At 71.7% G+C, this 1,987-nt stretch carries 1 protein-coding gene; it reads left to right on the forward strand.

What is annotated here, in order from left to right; translation table 11 throughout:
* Positions 1-4 precede the first annotated feature (4 nt).
* On the forward strand, positions 5-1,840 hold the full coding sequence (locus GUY61_RS37840) for a long-chain fatty acid--CoA ligase (protein ID WP_166634816.1): 1,836 nt from the start codon (positions 5-7) through the stop codon (positions 1,838-1,840).
* The last annotated feature ends 147 nt before the right edge of the window (positions 1,841-1,987 follow it).

A 1,987-nucleotide genomic window follows, 5' to 3' on the forward strand; every position in this document is an offset into this window, starting at 1 on the left:
CGCCATGACACCAGCCCCGCGCACCCCAGGGGAACCATCAGCGCAGCCGCAGACCCTGCCCCTGCTCGTGGAGCGGAACGCCCGCCTCTACCCCGGCCTGCCGGCCCTGTCCTGGCAGGAGCCGGGCGGCCGGGACGACGGATGGACCACGCTGAGCTGGGCCGGGGTCAGGGAGCACACCACCCGCCTCGCGGCGGGCTACGCGGCGCTGGGCGTCGGCCGCGGTGACCATGTGCTGCTCATGATGGCCAACCGGCAGGAGCACTGGCTGTCCGACCTCGCGCTGGTTCGCCTCGGCGCCGTACCGGTCAGCGTCTACGGCACCTCCGCCCCGCCGCAGGTGGCGCACGTCGCCCGCAACTGCCGGGCGAGAATCGCCGTCGTCGAGGGCGCCGAGCAGGTGGAACTGTGGGCGCCGCTGCTGGACGATCCCGGCACACCGCTCGACCGGCTCGTCGTGGTCGAGCCCGGCGCGGAGGGCGGCCACTTCCCGTACGCCGCGCTGGTCAGGGAGCCGGTGCCGGAGCAGTTCGGGAAGTCGCTGGACACCGCGCGGCCCGACGACCCGCTGACCGTCGTCTACACCTCCGGCACCACGGGCGAACCCAAGGGTGTGGTGCTCAGCCACCGCCAGGTGCTCGCGAACGCCGTCGCACTCGACGCGGTAGTCGAACTGCCGCCGCACGTCGAGCACATCTGCTACCTGCCGTTCGCGCACATCGCGGAGCGGATGCTGGGCATCTACCTGCCCTGTCACCGCGCCTCGCACGTCTACCTGTGCGGCGCCCCGCAGACCGTGCCCGACACCGTGCGGAAGGTGCGGCCCGCGCAGTTCTTCGGCGTACCGAGGATCTGGGAGAAGCTGGCTGCCGGCCTGCGGACCAAGCTGGCCGTGCTGCCGCGGGAGCAGCGGGCGGTCATCGAGGAGGCCGCGCGGGCGGCGCGGGAGCACGTCGGATTCCGGGAACGGGGAGAGGAGCCGCCCGCGGAACTCGAAGCGGCCCACGCCCGGTACCGGGAGGCGGTCCTGCTGCCGCTGCTGGCCGCCGGCGGGCTCGACCGGATCACCTGGGCGGCCAGTGCCTCCGCGCCCATGCCGATCGACGTGGTGCGTTTCTGGGCGGGCTTCGGCATCGTCATCATGGACGCCTGGGGGCTCACCGAGACCACCGGCGTGGCGACGACGAACAGCCCCCGCACCGGGTTCCGGCTGGGATCCGTCGGGCGTGCCGTCTCGTCGGTGGAGGTCAGGACCGTGGAGGACGGCGAGATCGAGGTGCGCGGGGAGTCCGTCTTCTCCGGCTACCTGCAGCCGGACGGCTCGGTCAGGTCCGCACTGGACGAGGACGGCTGGCTCCGTACCGGTGACATCGGCCGGATCGACGAGGACGGCTACGTCTGGATCACCGACCGCAAGAAGGAGATGATCATCACCTCGACGGGGAAGAACGTGTCCCCGGCCCTGGTCGAGAACGCCCTCAAGGAACACCCGCTGATCGGGCAGGCGCTCGTCCACGGCGACAACCGTTCCTACCTCGTCGCCCTGCTGGTACTGGACCCCGAAGCGGGGCCCGCATGGGCGGCGGCCAACGGTATCGGTACGCCGGGCGGCCTCGAGGAGCTGGCCGCGCACCCCGCCGTACGCGCCGAGGTGGACCGGGCGGTCGCCGCCGCCAACTCCCGGCTGAACAGGACGGAGCAGGTCAAGCGGTACGAGCTGCTGGCCCGTGAGTGGGGCCCGGCGACCGGTGAACTGACCCCGTCGCTGAAGATGCGGCGGCGCGTCATCAAGGAGAAGTACGCGTCCGAGCTGGAGCTCCTCTACGACAACGAGGGCTGAGCCGGCCCTCGGTCGGCACACGGCGGCCGCCTGGCGCGAACTGTGCCACGAATTCCAGCAGTTCGGTGGGCAAGAGGGGCAGCGGTGGAAGGAAGTCCCGATGGAAGCACTCCTCACCCTCGGCGACGCCCAGAGTGCGATCGAAAG

Origin of the sequence: Streptomyces sp. GC420 (assembly GCF_009916105.1) — a bacterium.
Classification (GTDB): domain Bacteria; phylum Actinomycetota; class Actinomycetes; order Streptomycetales; family Streptomycetaceae; genus Streptomyces.